The sequence below is a fragment of the Streptomyces sp. NPDC055962 genome (assembly GCF_042270185.1).
GTDB lineage: Bacteria > Actinomycetota > Actinomycetes > Streptomycetales > Streptomycetaceae > Streptomyces.
On sequence record NZ_JBHJYN010000003.1, the window covers coordinates 612,984 to 636,167 of the forward strand.

Genomic DNA, 23,184 nt, shown 5'->3' on the forward strand with positions numbered 1-23,184 from the left:
GGAGAGAGCGCTCTCTGGCTGTGCGCGTCGTGTACCCGCCCCACGACTCAGGAGAATCCCCGATGTACGCACCCCCGAACCTCCACAGACCCCTTCTCGCCCTGACCGGTAGACGCAGCGGCGTCCTGGCCGTCATCGCCGGACTGGTCCTCTCGCTCCTCGCGTTCGTCCCCCAGACCTCCGCGAGCGCGGCACCCACGCTCCTCTCCCAGGGGAAGACGGTCACCGCCTCCAGCCAGGAGAACGCCGGCACCCCCGCAACCGCCGCGGTGGACGGCAACACCGGAACCCGCTGGTCCAGCACCTTCTCCGACCCTCAGTGGATCAAGGTCGACCTCGGCGCCGCCGCCTCGGTCAGCCAGATCGTGCTGCGCTGGGAGGCGGCCTACTCGACCGGCTACCGGATCGAGTTCTCCTCCGACAACAACACCTGGAGCACCGCCTACTCCACCACCACCGGCCCCGGTGGCACGGAGACCCTCAACGTCTCCGGCACCGCGCGCTACGTCCGGCTGACCGGCACCGCCCGCGCCACCGGTTACGGCCACTCCCTCTGGGAGTTCCAGGTGTTCGGCACGACCGGCGGGGGCGACCCGCAGATCCCCGGGGGCGGTGACCTCGGCCCCAACGTCCTGGTCTTCGACCCCTCGACGCCGAACATCCAGGCCAAGGTCGACGAGATCTTCAAGAAGCAGGAGTCCGCGCAGTTCGGCACGGGCCGCTACGCCCTGATGTTCAAGCCGGGCACCTACAACAACATCAACGCCCAGATCGGCTTCTACACCTCCATCGCCGGCCTCGGCCTGAAGCCCGACGACACCACCTTCAACGGTGACGTCACCGTCGACGCCGGCTGGTTCAACGGCAACGCCACCCAGAACTTCTGGCGTTCGGCCGAGAACCTCGCCCTCAACCCCGTCAGCGGCACCAACCGCTGGGCCGTCTCCCAGGCCGCCCCCTTCCGCCGCATGCACGTCAAGGGCGGCCTCAACCTCGCGCCCAACGGCTACGGCTGGGCCAGCGGCGGCTACATCGCCGACAGCAAGATCGACGGCCAGGTCGGCCCCTACTCGCAGCAGCAGTGGTACACCCGCGACAGCTCCATCGGCAGCTGGGGCAACGGCGTCTGGAACATGACGTTCTCCGGCGTCGAGGGCGCGCCCGCCCAGAGCTTCCCCGAGCCGCCGTACACCACCCTCAACAACACCCCGGTCTCCCGCGAGAAGCCCTTCCTCTACCTCGACGGAAACACCTACAAGGTCTTCGTCCCCGCCAAGCGCACCAACGCACGCGGCGTCTCGTGGAACGGCACCCCGCAGGGTGAGTCCATCCCGCTGAGCCAGTTCTACGTGGTCAAGCCGGGCGCGACCGCGCAGACGATCAACGCAGCCGTCCGCCAGGGCCTGCACCTGCTGTTCACCCCGGGCATCTACCACGTCAACGAGCCCATCGAGATCAACCGCGCGAACACCGTCGCCCTCGGCCTCGGCCTCGCCACGATCATCCCGGACAACGGCGTGACGGCGATCAAGGTCGGCGACGTCGACGGCGTCAAGCTCGCCGGACTCCTGGTCGACGCGGGGACCCAGAACTCCTCGGTCCTCGTCCAGGTCGGACCGGAGGGCGCGGCCGCCGACCACTCGGCGAACCCGACCAGCCTCCAGGACGTCTTCGTCCGCGTCGGCGGCGCGGGCGCCGGCAAGGCGACCACCGGCATGGTGGTCAACAGCGACGACACGATCATCGACCACACGTGGCTGTGGCGGGCCGACCACGGCGACGGGGTCGGGTGGGAGACCAACCGCTCCGACTACGGACTCCGGGTCAACGGTGACGACGTGCTGGCCACCGGCCTGTTCGTCGAACACTTCAACAAGTACGACGTCCAGTGGTACGGCGAGAACGGGAAGACGATCTTCTTCCAGAACGAGAAGGCGTACGACGCTCCCAACCAGGCGGCCATCCAGAACGGTGACATCAAGGGGTACGCCGCCTACAAGGTCGGCGACTCCGTCACCACCCACGAGGGCTGGGGCATGGGCAGCTACTGCTACTTCAACGTCGACCCGACCATCCGCCAGCAGCACGGCTTCCAGGCCCCGGTGAAGCCCGGGGTGAAGTTCCACGACCTGCTCGTCGTCTCGCTCGGCGGCCAGGGCCAGTACGAACACGTCATCAACAACACCGGGTCCCCCACATCCGGCACGTCGACCATCCCGTCCCAGGTGGTGTCCTTTCCCTGAGCCGGGGTGAGATGAGCGGAGTCGGCTCATCGGACGGCGCGGGGCCCGGCAGTCGCTGCCGGGCCCCGCGTCATGTCCCGCTGCCGTGTACGGCGCTCCCCTCGCACCCTCAGGTGCCGAAGAGCGTCTCCAGGCAGGCGCACAGTTCCGGGCCGTCCGCCGGGGCCGCGCGCGCTCCGACATACCCGTCGGGCCTCACGAGGACCGCCTCGCCGCCCAGCACGCCGTACGTACGGCGGAACTCGCCGAGACCGTCGTGCACGCAGGGCAGGCGGGGCGTGGGCGCGCGCAGCTCCGGGGCGAGGACGACGCAGGTGTCCAGCAGACCGTGCGCGGCCCGGGTCGCGGCCGCCGCCACCTCCTCGAAGGGTGCGGTCTGCTCCTCGCGGCCGGCGTAGAGCAGCAGCGTGTGCTCCCGCTCCCGCAGCAGGCTGAACAGCCGTACGGGGAAGGCCCCCAGGGCGTACAGGAGGCCCCCGCAGTCCGGCGCCCGGTCTCCCGGGGCGGGGCCTTCGCTCCCGGAGCCGCCGGGCGCCACGACCGGGCTGCCCCGGTAGCCGAGCAGGAGCTGGGCCTCCCGCAGCATCGTCGTCGCCGGGTCCTCCGGGTCTGCCTGCACGCCGTCCCGCACGTGGCGCAGTGTCCGTGCCACCACTTCCTCGCCGATCGGGCGGCGTTCGGCGTCGTAGCTCTCCAGCAGCCCGGCGCCCGCGTGGCCCCGCACCGCGGCGGCGAGCTTCCATGCCAGGTTGAAGGCGTCCTGGACCCCGGTGTTCATCCCCTGCGCACCCGTGGGCGGGTGGATGTGCGCGGCGTCGCCGGCGACGAAGACCCGCCCCCTGCCGTACCGGCCGACGATGCGGTGGCTGATGCGGAAGACCGAGGACCAGCGCAGCGCGGAGGCGGTCGTGGGGCGGGGGGAGAGCCGGTCGAGCACCGCCTGGATGTGCTCGATGCCCGGCACCGGACCCTGGTCACCGCTCAGCCCGTGTGCCACGCCGTCCGCCTCCCCCGGCGCGGTCCGGGACAGTTCGGGCGGTGTCGCCATGGACATCCGGTAGCGCTTCTCGCCGGGCAGCGGGATGCAGACCAGGATGTCGTCCGTGCGTCCGTCGGCGACGTGCGAGGCCCGGATCCCGTATCCGTCCGGCAGGTCCCAGTCGACCTCCACGTCTCCCAGCATGTACTCCTCGGGGAGGGCCGCGCCCTCGAAGGACAGTCCGAGCCCCTTGCGTACGACGCTGTGGGCGCCGTCGCAGCCCATGAGGTAGCGGGCCGTCAGTTCCTCGGTGCCGCCCGAGGGCAGGGAGAGGACCGCTCGCACCTCGTCGGGGTCCTGTTCGAAGGAGAGGAGTTCGGTGCCGCGTTCGACCCGGCCTCCCCACCGGACCAGGAGGCCCTCGAGGAGCCGCTCGGTCTCGTACTGCGGGAGGGCGGCGAAGCCGTAGGGCACCTCGGGCGGCAGCCTGAGGTCGATCCGAGGCCCTTCCTCACCGTTGACCCAGAGCAGCTGCCCCCTGAGGGGGACGGCCGTCTCCAGGGCCTCTCGGACCATCCCCATCCGGTCCCAGATCTCCAGCGTCCTCGGCTGGACGCCCACCGCCCGCGCATAGGGCAGGCGGGCGGGGAGCCGGTCGACGATCCTGCACGACACGCCCCGCCTGCCGAGCTCCGACGCGGCCGTCAGACCGACGGGGCCCGCCCCCGCGATGAGCACATCGACATCGGTCATGGGTGCCTCCAGGTGAGGTGCCTTCACTTCAATGCACCACGCAGGGGGCGATATGTCCATTTCGGTGCTGCGGGCCGGTGCGGGGAGGCCCCTCTCCCCGCACCGGCCCGCGGGCGTCAGCCGACGGTGCAGGCCTCACCGCCCAGCGTGAAGGCGGCAGGTTCCGCGTTGGCGCCGGTCCACGTGCCCGTGAAGCCGAAGCCCGCAGAGGATCCGGGGGCCACCTTGCCGTTCCAGCCGACGTTCGTCGCGGTCACCTTCGTACCGGACTGCTGGTGGGAGGCGTTCCACATCTGGGTGACCTTCTGGTCCCCGGGGAACGACCAGCCCAGCTGCCAGCCGTCGTAGGCGGTGGTGCCGGTGTTGGTGACCGTCACGTCCGCCTGGAATCCGCCGGACCACTGGTTGGTGACCTTGTACGTCACGGAGCAGTCGGAGTCGCCCGGCTCCGGGTCGGGGTCCGGGTCCGGGTCCGTTCCCCCTCCGCCGGTGTTGGAGGTCTCGCCGACCTGGATCCCGCGTCCGTTGGTGGAGACGTACACGCGCCCGTACACCCTCGGGTCGCCGGTGATGGCCGCTCCGGTCCAGGCCCACTGGTGCGCGTCGTCGTTGATCCTCGTCCACGTGGCGCCCTTGTCGGTGGACCGGAAGATGCCGCGCACCCCGCCGATCTTCGCGCTGACGTACACCGCCTGGTACGAAGCGCCCGGGGCGGCCTTGCCGAAGCCCACACTGTCGGCCTGCTCGACGCCGGTGAACCTGGTGAAGGTCGCGCCCGAGTCGGTGGACCGCCACAGGCCGTAGGAGCCGGTGGCGGCGCCGCCCGCGAACCAGATGTCGCCCTCGGTGCCGGGCAGCGCCTTGAAGCGGACGTTCCCTTCGGCGGGCAGGCCGGTCGCCCTGGCGGTGAAGCTGGCGCCGCCGTCGGTCGACACGTAGAAGGTGCCGGCCTTGAACCCGTAGAACTTCTTGGGGTTCACGCGGTCGGACTCGACCGTCGCTCCGGCCGGGATGCCGGTGGACGCGGTCCAGGTGTTCCCGTAGCCGGTGGTGCGGTGGACCCCCGCGCCCTCCGGGCTCCACACGAACCCGCTGCCGTCGGCCGCCGCCGCGACCGTGCCGCCGGCGGTGACGCCGGAGGGCTCGGAGCCCTGGAACCAGTTGGCGCCGTTGTCGGTGGAGAAGCCGATGTGGGGAGCGGCATCCGCGTTGCCTACCCGTACGACCGTGCCGGGGGACGCCTGCGCGAAGTCCAGGCTCGTGGTGGAGTCCAGGTTCGGCGAGGTGAACATCATCGCGGGCACGGCGTCGAGGTCCGTGTGCCGGAAGCCTCCGATGTCACCGAGCGCGCTGAGCAGCGGTGCTCCGGAGGGCGGGCTCGCCAGGTCGTTGACGGCCGTCTCCTCCAGCCCCTTCACCACGGGCGTGATCGTGAACTGGCCGCCGGAGTCCCAGGACGTGAGGTTCTCCGTGCCGTAGACCGTCGCGCCCGTGCCGTACATCATGCGGTCCGAGTCGAACGGGTCGATCTCCAGGGCCTCCGTCATCCACCCCAGCTTGGGGGAGGTCTCGGGCGGTGAGGGGTTGGCGCCCCAGCTGAGCCACGGCACGGAGGAGACGTCCAGGGTGTAGCGGTTGGAGCGGTTCGGGTAACTGGTGTAGTCCCAGGCCCTGGACCAGGTGGCGCCGCTGTCCGTGGAGCGGAAGATCTGGGTGTCGGGCCACCAGGAGCTGTAGGCGGTGGCCATCAGGGTCCCCGGTTTCTGCCGGTCGACGGAGAGGCCGCTGAAGCCGTAGTAGGTGTCGGCCTCGGCGACAGGGCTGACGTCCGCCCAGGCGCCGGACTTCGTGTCGTAGCGCCAGATCCGCCCCTTTGCACCGTCGTACGGGCCGCCCGTGTCGCTCAGTGTCAGATAGAGCTGACCCGTCGAGGAGTCGAGCACGCCCTTGTGTGCGAGGTACCCGGTCGGCTGGCCTGCGATCCGGGACCAGGTGACACCGCCGTCCGTGGAGCGGTAGACGGTGTTCTCCTTGTCGGCGACCCCGACGTAGACGTCCTTCGTGACGCTGCCCGCGCTCCCGGAGCGCTCGTCGAAGGTCACCCACACGATGCCCTGGTTGTCGTTGCCGTATCCGCTGGTGTCGGAGGGATCGGAGGCGTAGTTGCCGGGGTTGGGGAAGGCGGTCACCCGGGACCAGGTGACACCCGAGTCGGTGGACCGCCACAGGCCCTTGCCGCTGGGGGCGCCGAGGTACAGCACGGAGTTCTTGTTGGGGTCGACGGCGAGCCGCTCCCCCATCCCCCGGCCCGGCATGTTGCCGCCGAGTTTGAAGGGCAGGGTGGCGGCCTTCCAGGAGGCGCCCCGGTCCGAGGAGCGCAGGACCGCCCCGTTGGTCGGGTCCCAGCTGTTGGTGTACGTGCCGACGGCCGCGTACACGTTGTCCGGATCGGCCGTGTCCGAGGCGAGGCCCACCACCCCGGACCAGCCCCACCGGTCCCAGTCCACCCAGTCCAGCAGCGGGGTCCACCGCTTGCCGGCCTGGTCCCAGCGGTAGGCGCCGCCGATGTCGGTGCGCGCGTAGGCGAGGTTCTTCTCGGACCGGTTGAAGACGATGCCCGGCACGAAGCCGCCGCCGTCGATCCGCGCGTTCTTCCATGTGTACGTGTCCGCCGCGAAGGACACATCCGATGCTTCGGCGGCCGGCCGGTCGTCCGGCCGGGCGACGACGGGGGTTCCGGTGACCGATAACCCGACGGTGAGGGCAAGTGCCGCCACGAGGGCGGCGATTGGTCTGGCGCTCAAGCGCACGGAAACGTCCTCTCCGAGCTGGACCGCCGACAGGGGCGGTACGGGACTGACACAGAGATGGGAGCGCTCCCATAGAGCAACCCGATGCTAGCGCCGCGTATCGCCCGAGAGAAGAGTGGTGCAGTCGTTTCATCGGATGAATCTGGGGAGCGCACCCCGGGGTCCGGGCGACACCACCGCCCGACCCCGGGGTGCGGACGGCAGTACCGGGGAACAGCGATGCCCCCGAGGGGGCGACCCCCGGGACGGGCGGCAGCCGATGGGCGACACCACACCCTCTCCACACAAAAGGAGAGCGCGTGACACAAAGAGCACGCGGTCCAGGAAAATGCTTCATGAATACGCCACCCACGCACGGACGACGCACACAGGGAAATAGAGTCGTGTTCATCTTTTACAATGGCGTGAATATCGATACCTTCCGAACTTCCCGCGTCGGGCCTCACCACCCACCCCCGGAATTGCGGGAGCACCACTCAGGGGAAACCTGCACACGGCGTGCGCACACCGATCACGCACCTCGGTACGAAATGCCAGGTCCGAGGGGGTCCGAGGGGCGATTGGGGCGGGACTGCCCCACTTGGGGAACAGAGAGGTGCGACGGCGCGGAATTCATCCGGTGAAGCTCGTGAAGAACCTGCCGCCACGGAATGAACACTTCTGCACGTAAGTCGATTCGAGCGGGCCGACAACCACAGATCCACCGCAGTTCGATTGGCTGTACGAGGCACAGGCGTGCTTTGATCCTGGCCCATACGGAGGCCGCAGCACGGGTTTCCGTGGAGAAGCAATTTCCATACGAAGGGCAGCGCTCATCATGAACTACACCCCCCAGGTCGAGACCGCCGAGATCTCCGACAGCGACCTCGACAACGTCGCGGGCGGCCTCGTCGGCAACGTGCTCGGCAACGTCACGGGCACCGTCGAGGGCATCGTCCCGGTCGCCGGCGTCGTCGGCTCGGTCACCGGTCTCGTCGAGGGTGCCACCGGCGTGAACACCGGTGCGGTCACCGGCCTGGCCACCGGCCTCACCGCCGGTCTCTGAGACACGGCAGTACCCCGCCGAGCCCCGGAACCCGTCGGTTCCGGGGCTCGGTGCCGACCGCTGACAGGTGAGGGAAGAGTTCCGTGCAGTTCCGCCAACAGGCCCTTTCCAAGCTGCAGTCGCCCGAACAGCTCGACCTCCCGGTGCGGTTCGCCCGCCCGCAGGGCCTGCTCGTCCTCTGCGTCACGGTCGCCGTGATGGCGGCCGCCTGCTTCTGGGCCGCGACCGGTTCGGTCGCCAGCACCCTCGACGCACCGGGCATCCTCACGCACTCCCGCGGCAGTTACATCCTGCAGAGCCCGGTCGCCGGGCAGATCACCGAGGTGCTCGCCGACGAGGGCGAGACGCTGCCCCGCAACTCCCCCCTGCTCAAGGTCCGTACGGAGACCGGCGAACGCGTCGTCCGTACGATCGACGCGGGCCGGCTCACCTCCGTCACGGCCACGATCGGCGCGGTGGTCACCACCGGCGCGGACGTGGCGAGCGTCGAACGGATCGACGGTGCCGACGACCCGCTCGTCGCCCTGCTGTACGTCTCGGGAAGCGGGGCCGCCTCGGTCCCGGTGGGAGCCTCCGTCGACCTCACCGTCCAGTCCGTGCCGGCCCAGCAGTACGGGGTGCTGCGCGGCAAGGTGGCTGCCGTCGGCAGGGCGGCACAGACGCAGCAGCAGATCACCCGCTTCCTCGGCGACGCCCAGCTCGGCCGGCAGTTCTCCGCGCACGGGCGTCCGCTGGCGGTCCTGGTGAAGATCGAGCGCTCGGCCTCCACCGAGTCCGGCTACCGGTGGTCCTCGGCCGAGGGTCCTCCGTACGCGGTCGGCTCCATGACCCTGGCCACCGGCTCCGTCCGTCTCGCCGACCAGCGCCCGATCGATTGGCTGCTCCCGTGACCGCACCCCACCCGTCCCCCACCGCCCAGCAGCTCCCCCCTCCGGGTCGCGGCAGGCACCGCCCGGAAGGTGCCCCGAACAGCAGGCGGCGGTCGCGCCCCGCTCCGAAGCCCCGGCGGACGAGGACCGTGCGCACGCCCACCGTGCTCCAGATGGAGGCCCTGGAGTGCGGTGCCGCGTCTCTGGCGATGGTGCTCGGCCACTACGGGCGCCATGTGCCGCTGGAGGAGCTCCGGATCGCCTGCGGTGTATCGCGTGACGGATCGCGCGCCAGCAACGTGCTGAAGGCGGCGCGTGGTTACGGCCTCCAGGCCAAGGGCATGCAGATGGAACCCGCCGCCCTGGCGGACGTCCAGGCGCCCGCGATCCTGTTCTGGGAGTTCAACCACTACGTCGTGTACGACGGGACGGGGCGCCGCCTCGGCCGCAGCGGGGTCCACATCAACGACCCCGACAAGGGGCGCCGGTTCGTGCCCACCGAGGACTTCGACACCAGTTTCACCGGAGTCGTCCTCGTCCTCGAACCCGGCGAGGACTTCCGGCGCGGCGGCCGTAGGCCCGGCGTCATGGCCGCGCTGCCCGCCCGGCTGCGCGGCACCACGGGCACCATGCTGGTCGCCCTGCTCGCCAGCCTGCTGCTGGTGGCCGTCGGGGCGACGCTCCCGGCCCTGAGCCGCACCTATATCGACATGTTCATGATTGGCGAGCAGACCTCGCTGCTGGGCGTGCTGTTCGCCGCCATGGGCACGATGGTCGCCCTCACCGCCGTACTGACCTGGCTCCAGCAGGCCAATCTGCTGCGCGGGCGCATCATCTCGTCCACGCTCGGCAGTGCGCGCTTCTTCCGCCATCTGCTCAGGCTGCCGGTCACCTTCTTCTCGCAGCGCAGCCCCGCCGACCTCGTCCAGCGCCTCCAGTCCAACGACGCGGTGGCCGAGACGCTCGCCCGCGATCTCACCGCGGCGGGTGTGGACGGCATCGTCGTCCTCCTCTACGCCTTCCTCCTGTGGACGTACGATCCGCAGCTGACCGTCATCGGCGTGGGGATCGCGCTCCTCAACGTGGTCGCCATGCGCATCGTCGTGCGGATGCGGGCCACCGGCACCCAGAAGCTGCGGGCCGACAGCGCACGGCTGACGAACACGTCGTACACCGGTCTCCAGCTGATCGAGACCATGAAGGCCACCGGCGGGGAGGACGGGTACTTCCGACGGTGGGCCGGACAGCACGCGACGACGCTGGAGGAGCAGCAGCGGCTCGGGGTGCCGAGCGCCTGGCTGGGCATCGTCGCTCCCGCCCTCGCCACGCTCAACAGCGCGGTGATCCTGTGGATCGGCGGGCTGCGGGCCGTCGAGGGCCACATCTCGATCGGTCTGCTCGTCGCCTTCCAGGCGCTGGTGACCCGCTTCACCGCGCCGGTGACCCGGCTCAACGGGGTGGCGGGCCGTGTCCAGGACTTCGCCGCCGATGTGGCCCGGCTCAAGGACGTCGAGAACTTCCCGGTCGACGCGCTGTACTCCCGCCCCGAACCGGCCGCGAGCACCCGCCGGCTCAAGGGCCATGTGACGCTGGAGGACATCACCTTCGGGTACAGCCCGCTCGACAAGCCGCTGCTCACCGGTTTCTCCCTCTCGGTGGGTCCGGGGCAGCAGGTGGCGCTCGTGGGCGGCTCCGGCAGCGGCAAGTCGACGGTGTCCCGGCTCATCTCAGGGCTCTACAGCCCGTGGGAGGGCACGATCCGCATCGACGGGCAGCGGCTGGAGGACATACCCAGGGGCGCCCTGGCCGCGTCCGTGTCCTTCGTCGACCAGGAGGTCTTCCTCTTCGAGGGGACGGTCCGGGACAACGTGGCGCTGTGGGACCCCTCGGTCCCCGACGAGGCCGTGACCGAGGCCCTGCGGGACGCCGCTCTGTACGACGTCGTCGCGCGGCGGCCCCGCGGCATCCACAGCCGGGTGGAGCAGGACGGCAGGAACTTCTCCGGCGGGCAGCGCCAACGCCTGGAGATCGCCCGGGCGCTCGTGCGCCGCCCCAGCATCCTCGTCCTGGACGAGGTCACCAGCGCGCTGGACGCCGAGACGGAGCGGGTCATCATCGACAACCTGCGGCGGCGCGGCTGCGCCTGCGTCGTGATCGCGCACCGGCTGAGCACCGTCCGCGACAGCGACGAGATCGTGGTCCTGGACCACGGGACGGTCGTGGAGCGCGGCCGCCACGAGAACCTGGTGGCTGCCGGTGGCCCTTACGCCGACCTGGTCAGGGAGCACTGACGTGACATCCGCACATCCCGTCGCGGGCCCGGAGGCTCCCGGCCAGGACCCCGTCATCGGCGCGCTGGGAGCACTCGGCGAACCGGTCGACTGCACCGGGCTGCGGAGCCTGTCCCTGGAAGGGCCCCAGGTCCTGTGGCTCGTCGTGGGGGGCGCCCTCGACCTGTTCGCGGTGGACGCGCTCGAGCAGGGGCACTGGCACTTCCTGGGCCGTCTGGAGCCGGGAACGCTCGTCCTGGGGCCGGTCGAGGGCCCGAAGCACACCCTCGTCGGCCGGCCGCTCCAGGAGTGCGTGCTGCGGCGGATCCCGCTGCGTGAGCTGTACCGGCCGGAGTACCCCGACCAGGCGGCGTACGACGGGCAGTACCGCAGCCACTACGACACGGGGGACGCCGCCCTGAGTCTGCTGGAGCACGCCTTCTCGCTCGGTGTGGGCCGCAGCCGGCGCGTGCTCTTCGAGGCACCGCTCGACGGGCGGACGGCCTTCGACGAGCCGGGAGGCGACGACGACGTCCTGTGGCTGCCGGTGGCGCCCGGCAGCGTCCAGTACGGCGCGGCGTTCAGCGCGGAGGCCGCGGGCGACCTGCTGGTCGACCCGTCGATGTGGCAGGGGCTGGTCAACCAGCAGTACCGCCTGCTGGCGGCGCTGGACCGCTGGATCGAACAGCTGGAGCGCGCACACGAGGACCGGACCGCGGCCGGCATGAAGGCCGGTGAGGCGGTACGCAAGGAGGCGGACCAGGCGCTGCTGACCTCGATCGGCCGGTCCGGCAGGGGTGCCTCGCGTGCGGCGGGGGCCTCGGACGACGCGGTGTACGCGGCGTGCCGCCTGGTGGCCCGGGACTCCGGGATCGTCCTGGCGGAGCCCTCGTCGGGCGGGGCGGTGAGCGACCGGATCGACCCGGTCGAACGGGTCGCGGTCGCCTCACGCGTCCGCACCCGCGCGGTCCGGCTCTACGGGCGCTGGTGGCGGGAGGACTCCGGTCCGCTGGTGGGTCACCGGGCCGCGTCCGGGGCGCCGGTCGCCCTTCTCTGGCGGCGCGGACGCTACGAGGCGGTCAACCCCCTGACGGGCCGGCGCAGCCGGATCGACCGCGGGTCGGCCGAGGAGTTCGAGGAACGTGCCGTGATGTTCTACAGGCCGCTTCCGGAACAGCCGTTGGCCAAGAGGCAGCTGCTGCGCTTCGGCCTCTTCGGGACCCGGGGCGACCTGCGGAAGCTGGTGGTCGCCGGGCTGGTGACGGTCGGGCTGGGGTCGCTGGTGCCGATCGCGACCGGCAGGGTGCTCGGCGTCTACGTGCCGAACGCCCAGAACGCCCTCATCGTGCAGATGTCGCTCGCCGTGATCATCGCCGGTGTCGTCTCGGCCGCCTTCATGCTGCTCCAGAACCTCACGATCCTGCGGATGGAGGGGCGTATCGAGGCCACGCTCCAGCCCGCTGTCTGGGACCGGCTGCTGAGGCTGCCGACGAAGTTCTTCACCGAGCGGTCCACGGGAGAGCTGGCGAGCGCGGCGATGGGGGTGAGCGCGATCCGCCGGGTGCTCTCCGGCACGGGACCGGTCGTGGTGCAGGCGGGCACCCTCGGGGTGATGAACCTGGGCCTGCTGCTCTGGTTCAGCGTCCCGCTGGCTCTCACCGCCGTGGGGATGCTGGTGGTCATCGCCGGGGTGTTCCTCACCATGGGCATGCTGGAGCTCCGCTGGCAGCGCCGGCTGGTCGAGCTGGGGAACAAGCTCAACAACCAGGCGTTCCAGACGCTTCGGGGGCTGCCCAAGCTGCGGGTCGCGGCGGCGGAGAGCTTCGCGTACGGGGCGTGGGCGTCGGAGTTCGCACGCAGCCGTGAGCTGCAGAAGCGTGCGGGCCGGATCAAGAACCTCACGACGGTGCTCAACGCGTTCTATCTCCCGCTGTGTTCGCTGGTCGTCTTCGTCCTGCTGGCCGGCCCGGCACGCGGTTCCCTGACGGCCAGTGAGTTCCTGACCTTCAACACGTCGGTGACGATGCTGCTGACAGCCGTCACCCAGCTGACGGGTGCGTTCGTGTCCGCCGCGGCGGTGCTGCCGATGTTCGAGCAGATCAAGCCGGTGCTCGACGAGGCGCCCGAGGTACGCGGTGCGAGCACCCAGCCGGGCGAGCTGACCGGGGAGATCGAGGCGAGGGGGGTCACCTTCCGCTACTCCGACGACGGTCCCGTCGTCCTCGACGAGGTGTCGCTGACCGTGCGGCCGGGCGAGTTCGTGGCGATCGTGGGCCCCAGCGGATGCGGCAAGTCGACGCTGCTGAGGATGCTCATCGGCTTCGACAGGCCGGTCTCGGGCAGTGTCCTGTACGACGGTCAGGACCTGGCGGCCCTCGACCAGGCGGCCGTGCGCCGGCAGTGCGGGGTCGTCCTGCAGAACGCCCAGCCGCTGTCCGGGTCGATCCTGGACTGCATCTGCGGCGCCGAGGTCTTCACCCAGGAGGAGGCGTGGGAGGCCGCCGCCATGGCCGGGCTGGCCGAGGACATCAAGCGCATGCCGATGGGGCTGCACACGATGATCTCCGGAGGGGGATCGATCTCCGGGGGGCAGCGCCAGCGGCTGATGATCGCCCAGGCCCTCGTCCGGCGTCCGCGTGTCCTGTTCTTCGACGAGGCGACCAGCGCGCTCGACAACGAGACCCAGCGCACCGTGATCGAGAGCACGAAGTCCCTGCGGGCCACCCGGGTCGTGATCGCGCACCGGCTGTCCACGGTCATGGACGCCGACCGGGTCGTCGTCATGGCGGACGGCCGGGTCGTCCAGGAGGGGCCGCCGGACGTGCTGCTGGCGGACACGGGCGGGCAGCTCCACGAACTGGTCCGGCGCCAGATGAGCTGAGGGGGCGCCGGCGGATGTCGCCGCCCTCGCTCACCCCGCCGCGGGCAGCGGCTGCTCGGTCCAGATGGTCTTCCCGGAGGGGGTGTAGCGCGTTCCCCATCGCTGGACGAGCTGCGCGACGATGAACAGGCCGCGCCCGCCCTCGTCCTCGTCACCGCTGTGACGCAGGTGGGGTGAGGTGTGGCCCGTGTCCGCGACCTCGCACAGGACCGTGCGGTCGCGGATGAGACGGACGTGCAGCGGTCCTTCGGCGTACCTGACCGCGTTGGTCACCAGCTCGCTGACGACGAGCTCGGTCGCGAACGACAGCTCCTCCAGGCCCCAGAGGTGCAGCTGCGCGGTGGCCAGCTCCCTCGCGCGGCCGACGGCGACCGGTTCCGAGGGCAGCTCCCATTCGACGACCTGCGAACTGTCGAGTTCGCGGGTGCGGACGAGCAGCAGGGCGGTGTCGTCGGCCGTCGAGCCGTCCGGCAGGAGTTCGGCCACGGCGCGGTCGCAGAGTTCTTCCAGGGACGCGTGCCGGTCGCCGAGTACCCGTCCCAGGGTGTCGAGTCCGTGGTCGATGTCGCGGTCGCGGGCCTCGACCAGACCGTCGGTGAACAGGGCCAGCAGGCTGCCCACCGGCAGCTCGATCTCCAGGGACTCGAACGGCAGTCCTCCCAGGCCCAGGGGCGGGCCGGCCGGCAGGTCAGGGAACGAGGGTCCTCCGTCCGGGGCGACCACCGCCGGCGGGAGGTGCCCGGCCCTGGCCATGACGCAGCGCCGCGAGACCGGGTCGTAGACCGCGTAGAGACAGGTCGCCCCGGTGGTCACGTCGGCGTCCGTGCCGTCGGGTGTGCCCAGCTCGCCCCAGCGTTCCTGGGCGGACTGACCGACCAGGTCGTCGAGCCGCGACAGGAGCTCGACGGGATCCATGTCCAGCTGGGCGAACGCCCGTACGGTCGTGCGCAGGCGCCCCATGGTGGCGGCTGCCTGCAGGCCGTGGCCGACCACGTCCCCGACGACGAGTCCGACCCGCGTTCCGGACAGCGGGATGACGTCGAACCAGTCACCACCGACCCCGATCAGGTCGTCGGCGGGCAGGTAGCGGTAGGCGAACTCGACCGCCGACTGCTCCGGCACGTGGTGCGGGAGCAGCCGGCGCTGGAGAGCCAGGGACGCGTTGCGTTCCCGGGTGAAGCGGCGGGCGTTGTCGATGGACACGGCCGCCCGGGCGGCCAGTTCGTCGGCCAGTGCCACCTCGCCGCTGTCGAAGGCGGCCGACGCGGTGTCGCGGAGGAAGGTGACGAGGCCCAGGGTGCTGTTCCCGGCCCGTAGCGGCACCACCAGGACCGTGTCGTCGGCCACGAGGCCGCCCGAGGAGAGGCTGCGGTCCTGCGGTGAACCGGGCGGGTACTCCACGGGCGGGATGCGCACGTCGGGAGGGTGCGGCTTCTCCGTGCCGGAGTCCTCCCCCGAACAGCTGGCGACCCGGACCAGGGACATCGCCACCGGATCACCGGTGGCCGGCACCTCGCCCTCCAGGACAGCCCGCGAGAGATCGACCGTGGCCGTGGCGGCGAACTCGGGAACCGCGACCTCGGTGATCTTCTCCGCGGTGACCTGTACGTCGAGGGCGGTGCCGATGCCGCGGCCCGCCTCGACGAGCAGGGCCAGCCGCTGCTGGGCCTTGTAGCGGTCGGAGATGTCGAAGGCGTCCTCGCACACGCCGAACACATGACCGTCGGCGTCCTGGAGCCGGTAGTAGGCGCAGGACCAGACGTGGTCCGTGTCCGGGTCACTGGGCGGCCGGCCCCGGAAATGCAGGTCCAGGAACGGATCGCCGGTGTCCAGCACTTGCCGCATGACCGTGTCGAGGGTGGGCGGATGCCCCTGCGTCACGAAGCTTCCGTCGGAGTACAGGTCATCGGCCCGGCGGCCGCGGAACTCGGCGAACGGCCGCCCGATCTCCTGCTCGTACGCCGCGTTGCACCAGGTCAGGCGCAGATCGGTGTCGTAGATGGCCAGGCCGAGGGGCGACTGGGCTGCCAGTCCGTTCAACAGGGCGAGCCGGGACTCCCACAGCCGGAGTTCCGACAGCTCCGTCGCGAGGAGGACGCGTTCCGCCGCACCGGCGCCCGGGAGGGGACACACCGCCGTGGCGACCGTCAGCTCGTGCCCGTCCCGGTGCCGGGCGGCCCGGATCTCGTTCCCGCGGTGCGGAGGGGGGACGGGGGGTGCCGCGCCGGGTGGCAGGAACGTGGCCAGGGGCCGGCCGACCATCTCGTGCGGCCGGTAGCCGAGCAGCCGTTCGGCCGCGGGGCTCCATCCGATGACCGTGTCCTGGGCGTCGAGAACCGCCGTGGCCGCCCTGCTGACGTCGAGGGGACCACGGAAGTCGGCTGTCTGCTCCGCGTTCCATGCAGTCATGGCGCCACACCGGCCGCCCTTCGTCCCCTACAGAATCCGCCGCCCCCGGGGACACCACAACCGCGGCGCACCGCCCCGGCTCCGTAGACAGTGTCTACTCGCGCCTGGTAGACACGGCCCATGGACCACGAGAACTCTCTCAGGGAACGGTTGATCGACGTGGGGGTGGACCTCGTGACGACCGAGGGGACCGCCTCGGTCGGGCTGCGTGAGATCGCCCGCCGGGCGGGGGTGTCGCACGGGGCTCCCCGCCGGTACTTCCCCACGCATCACGCCCTGCTGTCGGCGATCGCCCGCCGCGGTTTCGCGGACCTCGAAGCCCGGTTCGCCGCCGCGGCCGACGGCACCGCGTCGCCGCGCGCCCAGTTGCAGGAGATCGGGCGGGCGCACATCGGGTATGCGCTGGAGCACCGGGGCATGTTCGAGCTGATGTTCCGGCACGACCTGCTCGACAGCGGGAACCACGCGCCGGACGGGTCGCAGCTCAGGCATGCGACTCTGCCGCTGTTCGGGCTGGTCGTCGGCCTCATCACCCGGCACCGGACGGACCGGGCCGCCGCGCACGGGCCGGGGACTCCTCTCTCCGCCGAGCCCCCGCCGGCCGTGACGGCCGCCGCCCTCTGGTCGAACCTGCACGGCCTCGCCCAACTGTGGAGCTGGGGGAGCCTCCAGCTCGCCCTCGGTGCCCCGTCACCGGGCGGAGCACCGGGTGACGTCCCTCCCGACCGGCTCGTCTCGGCGGTGCTGGACGCCCACCTCGGTCCGGTGACCTCGTGACCGCACCCTTACGGCAGCGCCTCGCGCTCCTGGTCAGCGCGACCGGCGCGATGCTCGTCGCGCTCGACGGCACGGTCCTGATGGTGGCGCAGCCAAGCCTGCGGCACGATCTCGGCGCGAGCCTGGAGCACGTCCAGTGGACCAGCACCGCGTACCTGCTCGCGGTGGCCTCGCTCCTCGTCGTCGCCGGGCGACTCGGTGACCGCTACGGGCACCCGCAGATGCTGTTCGTGGGCCTGACCGGCTTCGCGTCCGCCTCGGCCGGGATCGCGCTCGCTCCGGGAGTGGGCTGGGTGGTGGCACTGCGCGCGGTGCAGGGCGTGTTCGGCGCGCTCCTGCAGCCGGCGACACTCGCGCTGCTGCGGGCGGCGTACCCGGCGGACCGGCTCGGCACTCCGGTCGCCGTGCGTACCAGCGCCATCGGGGTGGCCGCGGCGGCCGGCCCGGTCCTGGGAGGGCTTCTCGTCTCCCATACGGGCTGGCGTGCCGTGTTCTGGCTCAACGTGCCCGTGGCGTTCGTGGCCGCCGTCCTCACCCTCGCCGTCTGGACACCGGCGCCCTCCCGTGCCGGGGCCCGACGGCTGGACCTCACCGGCGTGGCACTGCTCGCCACCGCCCTCGCGGCCCTGGCCCACACCCTGTCCGGCATCCCGGCGCACGGGTGGTCCACCGCGCCGACCCGGCTCGGCCTGGCCGCCGTCGCGGGCCTCGCGGCAGCGCTCGTCCTGCACGAGCGCCGCACCGCGCACCCGATCGTGCCGTCGCCGGTGGCACGGTCGGTACCGGTGACGGCGTCGGTGCTGCTCCTGCTCCTCACCGGCGGCGGCATGTTCGGCGCGCTGTTCGTGTCCACGTTCTTCTTCCAGGACGTGCAGGGGCTCGACCCGTCGGCCAGCGGTCTGCGGGGACTCCCGCTGACCGTGTTCATGGTCCTCGGCGCGCCCGCCGCCGCCACCGCCCTGCGCCGGTACGGGCCCCGCCGCACCGCGGTCCTCGGCACGGTCCTCGTCGTCCTCGGGACGGCCGGACTGTCCGGGCTGGAGCCGGCCGGTGCGTGGGCGGTCAGCGGCGTGGCCTTCGCCGTCCTGGGGGCGGGATTCGCCACCGTCATGGTCACGGCCACCGCGACCGTCGTCGGCGAGGCGCCCTACGGGTACGCAGGGGTCATCGGCGGACTCAAACAGACCGCCATGAACGTCGGCCCGGCCCTCGGGATCGCGGTGGCCGCCGGCCTGATGCTGCGCGGACCGTCCGCCGCCGGGGAGCGGGGCATGTCCGTCTCGGCGACGGGGCCCACCCTGCTGGTCCTCGCCGGACTCGCGGCCCTCGCCCTGCTTCCGGCACGGCTGCTGCCCACCCGGCCGGCCGGCGGCGCCGCACCCGGCACGGGCACCACGGACGGTCCCGATGTTCCTCCCGCCGGCCTGCCGCGGACCGGGTGACCGATGCGGCGCCGGCCGGCGGCGAGGCCGTGCCCCGGGGCACGGCCTCCCGGGGTCAGGACCGTCGTCCGCCGGGCCGGGGAGGCTCCACCGCGTCCCGGATACTGGCACGCGCGGCCGCGGCGACCGCTTCCGCGGTGATGCCGAACTCCTCGTAGAGCCGCTGGTAGTCGGCGGAGGCGCCGTAGTGCTCCAGGCTGACGATCCGGCCGGCGTCGCCGACCACCTCGCGCCAGCCCTGGCCCACGGCGGCCTCGACGCTGACACGGGCGCGCACGTCGGGCGGGAGCACGTCGTCCTGGTAGGGCAGCGGCTGCGCGGCGAACCATTCGCGGCAGGGCATCGAGACGACGCGTACGGCCAGCCCTTCGTCGACCAGCAGCCTGCGGGCGTCGAGCGCGATCTGGACCTCGGACCCCGTCGCCACCAGGATGACGTCGGGGACGCTCTGGGACGCCTCGACGAGGATGTAGGCCCCCCGCGCGGCTCCCTCGGCGGCGGCGTGGACACCGTCGGCACGGTCGAGCACCGGCAGGTTCTGCCGGGTGAGGACGAGGCCTGCGGGGCGGTCGGTGTGCTCCAGGATCGTCCGCCAGCAGACCACGGTCTCGTTGGCGTCGCCGGGGCGTACGACGTCGAGGCCCGGGATGGCCCGCAGGGCGGCCAGGTGTTCCACCGGCTGATGGGTGGGGCCGTCCTCGCCCAGGCCGATGGAGTCGTGGGTCCACACGTAGGTGGCCGGCAGCTTCATCAGGGCGGCGAGGCGGACGGCGGGCCGCATGTAGTCGCTGAACGTGAGGAAGGTTCCGCCGTAGGGGCGGGTCAGGCTCTGCAGGGCGATGCCGTTGAGCACGGCGCCCATCGCGTGCTCACGGATACCGAAGTGCAGGGTCCGGCCGTAGGGTCCGCCGGTGAACTCCTCGGTCTGCCGGTCGGCGGGGACGAACGAGGGCTCGCCGTCCATGGTGGTGTTGTTGCTGCCCGCGAGGTCGGCCGAGCCGCCCCAGAGCTCGGGCAGCACCGGCGCGAGCGCGGTGAGGACGTTCCCCGAGGCCTTGCGGGTGGCCATGCCCTTGGCATCGGCCGGGAACACCGGCAGGGCGTCGGTCCAGCCGGCGGGCAGCTTCTGCTCGCGCAGCCGGTCCAGCAGGGCCGCCCGCTCCGGGGCGGCGGTCCGCCACTCGTCGTACGCCGTCTGCCAGCTCTCCCGTGCCGCCCGGCCCCGCTCCCCCACCGCCCGGGTGTGGGCCAGGACGTCGTCCTCGACGGGGAAGAACTCCCCGGGGTCGAAGCCGAGGAGCCTCTTGGTGCCGGCGACCTCGTCGTCGCCCAGGGCCGCTCCGTGCGCCTTGCCGGTGTTGCGCTTCGTCGGGGCGGGCCATCCGATGATCGTGCGCAGCATGATCAACGAGGGCCTGGACCGCTCCTCCTTGGCCTTCTCGATCGCGGCGAGCAGCGCGTCGACGTCCTCGACGTAGTCGCCCGTCCGGGTCCAGTCCACCGTCTGCACGTGCCATCCGTAGGCCGCGAAGCGGGCCGGGACGTCCTCGCTGAACGAGATGTCGGTGTCGTCCTCGATGGAGATGTGGTTGGAGTCGTAGAAGGTGATGAGGTTGCCGAGTTGCTGATGACCGGCCAGGGAGGCGGCCTCGGACGCGACGCCCTCCATCATGTCGCCGTCGGACGCCAGCACGTAGACGTGGTGGTCGAACGGGCTGGCACCGGGGGCGGCGTCGGGATCGAGCAGGCCCCTTTCCCGGCGGGCCGCCATCGCCATCCCCACGGACGCGCCCATGCCCTGGCCCAGCGGGCCGGTGGTGATCTCCACGCCCCGGGTGTGCCGGTACTCCGGATGCCCCGGCGTCGCCGAGTCCCAGGTCCGCAGCGCCTTCAGGTCGTCCATCTCCAGGCCGTAGCCGGCCAGGTAGAGCTGGATGTAGAGGGTGAGGCTGGTGTGGCCGCAGGAGAGGACGAAGCGGTCCCTGCCGAGCCACTGGTCGTCCGCGGGGTCGTGGCGCATGACCTGCTGGAACAGCAGGTAGGCGAGGGGTGCCAGGCTCATCGCCGTACCGGGGTGGCCGTTGCCGGTCTTCTGGACGGCGTCGGCGGCCAGCACCCTGACGGTGTCCACCGCGCGCACGTCCACGTCGGTCCAGCCCGCCCGTTCGGCCACGGGAAGGGCGAGCCCTGCGTCTCGCGATGCCGTGCTGCCGGAAGAGGATCGCTCGGGCGCCATGGTGTTGTCTCCCTCGGGTGTCGCTTCTCGGTACGACGGGGCCGGTCGGTGCGGCCCGCCACCCCTTCGCATCCTCGGTTCACTCGGCGTCCTCCGCACCCGGAGCGGGCCCGGCTGTGCGGTGGAGCGGAGCGCCCGATGCCCGTCGGGCGGAGATGCGCCCGGCGCGGGTGGCGGAGACGCACGCCCCGCCGTCCGGTCGCCTACCCCCGGCGGTCCCGGGCAGGCGTGTACCGCCCCGCGGCCGTGGGGACGATCCCCGGCTTCCCGGAGGGCACGGACGACGGGCGGGAGGTGGAGCACAGGCCTGCCGGTGGTCGGTCCGCGGGCTCACGCTCCCTCGCACATGGGCACCTGCGCGGTGGCGGCGCGTCTCGCAACGGCTTCCGCGCCCGGACGGCAGCAGGCCGTGGCACCTCCGAGCGACAGGGCTGAGCACCCCGTCCTCCCGGCCGCCGCGCAGCGACGAACTTGTTCGTGACGAACATGTTCGTTACGGTCGGGGTGTGACCCCGCGAACCCCCGCCCCCCGCAGCCGCCGCGAACGGCCGGCCAAGCCCGCCCTCACCCACGAAGCCGTCGTCGCCACCGCCGTACGGCTCATGGCGGCCGAAGGGCTGCAGCGCGTCACCATGCGCCGGCTGGCCCAGGAGCTCGACACCGGCCCCGCCTCGCTGTACGTGTACGTCGCCGGCACCGCCGATCTGCACGCAGCGATCCTCGAGGACCTGCTGGGCACGGTCGACCTCTCGCCCGTGACCGGGGAGGGCGACTGGCGCGACCGGCTGGCCCAGGTGCTCCTGTCGTACACCCGCGTCCTGTTCGACCACCCCGGCCTCGCCCGGTCCGCCCTGGTCGCCCGGCCTTCCGGGCCGCACTACCTCGCCCTCGTGGAGAGCGTCCTCACCCTCCTGCACGAGGGGGGAGTACCCGACGGGCAGGCGGCCTGGGGGGTGGACGTCCTCCTCCAGGTGGCCACCGCGACCGCCACCGAGCAGTCCGTGCGCGAGGGCGCACCCGACGCCGAGGACGACCACGACGCCCTCGTCGAGGCGCTGGGCCAGGCATCGGCCCGGACCCACCCGCGCATCGCCGCACTCGGCGCCGACCTCTTCTCGGGCACCCCGCGGCAGCGCCTGGCCTGGATCTTCCGGGCGGTCGTCAACGGCACGGCCACCACGCCCCGCTGAGGCAGCGGGCGACTTCCCCATCCGCACGGCAGGAACGAGGCACCACCATGGAAACCACCCCCCACCACCCCCTCATCATCGTCGGCGGAGGCCTCGGCGGCCTCGTACTCGCCCGCGTCCTCCACGTGCACGGGATCGGGTCCACCGTCCTCGACCTGGAAGCCGGCCGGAACGCGCGGACCCAGGGCGGCATGCTCGACATCCACGAGGAGACCGGGCAGGCGGCCCTGCGCGCCGCGGGCCTCCACGAGGAGTTCCGCGCGCGGGTCCACCCCGGAGGTGAGGCGCTGCGCGTCCTCGACAAGGCGGCTCACGTCGTGCTGGAGGAGAAGGACGAAGGCGACGGCAGCCGCCCCGAGATCGACCGGGGCGACCTGCGCGATCTGCTGCTCGACGCACTTCCCGAGGGCACCGTCCGCTGGGGCGCCAAGGTCGTGGGCGCGGAGCCGCTCGGCGACGGACGCCACGCGGTGACGCTCGCCGACGGCACCACGTTCACCACCGGGCTGCTCGTCGGGGCCGACGGCGCCTGGTCGAGGATCCGGCCCCTGCTCTCCGATGCCCGGCCCGCCTACACCGGCATCTCCTTCGTGGAGCTCGACCTCCTCGACGCCGACACCCGCCACCCCGGCTGCGCCGAACTCATCGGAGGCGGGATGTTCTTCGCCCTCGGCGACCACAAGGCGTTCCTCGCCCACCGCGAGACGGACGGCAGCCTGCACGTCTACACGGCGCTGCGCGCGGCCGAGGACTGGCTGTCCACCATCGACTTCGCCGACACCGAGGCCGCGAAGGCCGCGGTGCTGGAGCACTTCACCGACTGGGCACCCGGCCTGCGCGCCCTGGTCGCCGAGGCGGACGGGGCGCTGGTCCCCCGTCACATCCACGCGCTGCCCGTCGAGCACCGGTGGCAGCGGGTCCCGGGAGCCACCCTCCTCGGGGACGCCGCCCACCTGATGTCGCCGTTCGCCGGCGAGGGCGCCAACCTCGCCATGTTCGACGGCGCGGAGCTGGGCCGTGCGCTTGCCGCCCACCCGGGTGACACCGAGGCCGCGCTGACCGCGTACGAGGACGCGCTGTTCCCGCGGAGCGGACGCACGGCCCGGGACTCCGCCCGGAGCCAGGAGACGCTGTTCCACGACCGGGCGCCGCAGCCACTGGTCGACATGTTCACCGCCTTCGCCGTGGAGCCGCGCCCGGAGGCATGAGCCGGGCCGGGGCCGTAGCCGCCCCTCCGCGCGAGGCCCCTCCCCCGCAGGCCGGGCCGGCGGGTGACGGCA

The 23,184-nt window shown here is 72.0% G+C and carries 13 protein-coding genes; 9 read left to right on the top strand and 4 right to left on the bottom strand.

Translation table 11 applies throughout. From position 1 onward, the window contains the following. The first annotated feature begins 62 nt into the window (after positions 1-62). Positions 63-2,243 (top strand): discoidin domain-containing protein, encoded by a 2,181-nt coding sequence (locus ACFC51_RS13300; RefSeq protein WP_376370360.1) that lies wholly within the window; start codon positions 63-65, stop codon positions 2,241-2,243. Between the two features lie 109 nt (positions 2,244-2,352). Here ACFC51_RS13300 and ACFC51_RS13305 read toward each other — a convergent pair whose 3' ends face one another. Both ACFC51_RS13305 and ACFC51_RS13310 read right to left on the bottom strand, forming a co-directional pair. Next, the gene (locus tag ACFC51_RS13305) at positions 2,353-3,975 is read right to left on the bottom strand and encodes an FAD-dependent monooxygenase (RefSeq protein ID WP_376528573.1); all 1,623 of its coding nucleotides are present in this window, start codon (positions 3,973-3,975) and stop codon (positions 2,353-2,355) included. A 116-nt stretch (positions 3,976-4,091) separates the two neighbouring features. Then, a complete protein-coding gene (locus ACFC51_RS13310; protein ID WP_376528575.1) occupies positions 4,092-6,785 on the bottom strand; it encodes a cellulose binding domain-containing protein in 2,694 nt (897 codons plus the stop codon). An 817-nt stretch (positions 6,786-7,602) separates the two neighbouring features. Between ACFC51_RS13310 and ACFC51_RS13315 the strand changes: the two genes are divergently transcribed. The 4 genes from ACFC51_RS13315 to ACFC51_RS13330 all read left to right on the top strand — a co-directional run bounded on the left by ACFC51_RS13315 (position 7,603) and on the right by ACFC51_RS13330 (position 13,850). Further along, positions 7,603-7,830: a type A2 lantipeptide gene (locus tag ACFC51_RS13315; RefSeq protein WP_329225975.1), complete on the top strand. Its 228-nt coding sequence runs from the start codon at positions 7,603-7,605 to the stop codon at positions 7,828-7,830. A gap of 83 nt (positions 7,831-7,913) precedes the next feature. After that, a complete protein-coding gene (locus ACFC51_RS13320; RefSeq protein ID WP_376370366.1) occupies positions 7,914-8,720 on the top strand; it encodes an HlyD family efflux transporter periplasmic adaptor subunit in 807 nt (268 codons plus the stop codon). Further along, the gene (locus ACFC51_RS13325; protein WP_376370368.1) at positions 8,717-10,990 is read left to right on the top strand and encodes an NHLP family bacteriocin export ABC transporter peptidase/permease/ATPase subunit; all 2,274 of its coding nucleotides are present in this window, start codon (positions 8,717-8,719) and stop codon (positions 10,988-10,990) included. The genes ACFC51_RS13320 and ACFC51_RS13325 overlap by 4 nt, the downstream gene beginning before the upstream one ends. A 1-nt stretch (position 10,991) precedes the next feature. Continuing rightward, positions 10,992-13,850, top strand: coding sequence for an NHLP bacteriocin export ABC transporter permease/ATPase subunit (locus ACFC51_RS13330; RefSeq protein WP_376528577.1), 2,859 nt, complete (start codon positions 10,992-10,994; stop codon positions 13,848-13,850). Between the two features lie 30 nt (positions 13,851-13,880). Here the strand turns inward: ACFC51_RS13330 and ACFC51_RS13335 are convergent, their stop codons facing one another. After that, the gene (locus ACFC51_RS13335) at positions 13,881-16,259 is read right to left on the bottom strand and encodes a SpoIIE family protein phosphatase (protein ID WP_376528579.1); all 2,379 of its coding nucleotides are present in this window, start codon (positions 16,257-16,259) and stop codon (positions 13,881-13,883) included. 120 nt (positions 16,260-16,379) lie between these two features. On the opposite strand from ACFC51_RS13335, the gene ACFC51_RS13340 reads away from it, so the two are divergent. Continuing rightward, positions 16,380-17,036, top strand: coding sequence for a TetR/AcrR family transcriptional regulator (locus ACFC51_RS13340; RefSeq protein WP_376528581.1), 657 nt, complete (start codon positions 16,380-16,382; stop codon positions 17,034-17,036). Then, positions 17,033-18,478 carry an MFS transporter gene (locus ACFC51_RS13345; RefSeq protein WP_376528583.1) on the top strand — a complete coding sequence of 482 codons (1,446 nt, stop codon included), beginning with the start codon at positions 17,033-17,035 and terminating at the stop codon, positions 18,476-18,478. The genes ACFC51_RS13340 and ACFC51_RS13345 overlap by 4 nt, the downstream gene beginning before the upstream one ends. Before the next feature lie 55 nt (positions 18,479-18,533). Here the strand turns inward: ACFC51_RS13345 and tkt are convergent, their stop codons facing one another. Then, complete coding sequence (gene tkt / locus ACFC51_RS13350) at positions 18,534-20,714, bottom strand: transketolase (protein ID WP_376370378.1); 2,181 nt, start codon at positions 20,712-20,714, stop codon at positions 18,534-18,536. A 506-nt stretch (positions 20,715-21,220) separates the two neighbouring features. Between tkt and ACFC51_RS13355 the strand changes: the two genes are divergently transcribed. Together ACFC51_RS13355 and ACFC51_RS13360 are read left to right on the top strand one after the other, a co-directional pair. Next, positions 21,221-21,904, top strand: coding sequence for a TetR/AcrR family transcriptional regulator (locus ACFC51_RS13355; protein ID WP_376370380.1), 684 nt, complete (start codon positions 21,221-21,223; stop codon positions 21,902-21,904). A 47-nt stretch (positions 21,905-21,951) separates the two neighbouring features. Continuing rightward, positions 21,952-23,112: an FAD-dependent oxidoreductase gene (locus ACFC51_RS13360; RefSeq protein ID WP_376528585.1), complete on the top strand. Its 1,161-nt coding sequence runs from the start codon at positions 21,952-21,954 to the stop codon at positions 23,110-23,112. Positions 23,113-23,184: the final 72 nt, after the last annotated feature.